This is a genomic window from Chryseobacterium sp. SIMBA_028 (genome assembly GCF_046535285.1).
Taxonomy (GTDB): domain Bacteria; phylum Bacteroidota; class Bacteroidia; order Flavobacteriales; family Weeksellaceae; genus Chryseobacterium.
In genome coordinates this window covers 1-279 of record NZ_JAWRWZ010000185.1, presented here as the reverse complement: position 1 = coordinate 279, position 279 = coordinate 1, and the positions used below count along the sequence as shown (strand labels likewise).

The window sequence follows — 279 nt, the reverse complement described above, 5'->3', positions numbered from 1 at the left end:
CCCTCAGCGCGGGAGCAAAGTAGTCACCCGAAGCCCTGTTGAAAATCTCCTTGAGCGGGATGCCCAGCACGGGGAGCACCGCGTTCCCGCGCGCGCTCTCGTCCATGAGGATGCCACCGGATTGGTAGTGCTCGTGGAGCCAGCGGGCGGCAGCGGTGGAATTCGTGGTGGAATCCGCTGACATCTTTCCCTCGGCCAGCACAGCAAGCCGGGCCGCGGGATCCGCGCTCCACCAGACGTTTTGGACCACAAGAGCCGCCAGCAGTGCTCCGATCAACC

At 64.9% G+C, this 279-nt stretch carries 1 protein-coding gene; it reads right to left on the bottom strand.

Annotated elements, in window-relative coordinates; genetic code table 11:
* Positions 1 to 279: hypothetical protein (locus SCA31_RS23075; protein ID WP_410699363.1), on the bottom strand; the 279-nt coding region annotated here is incomplete at both ends.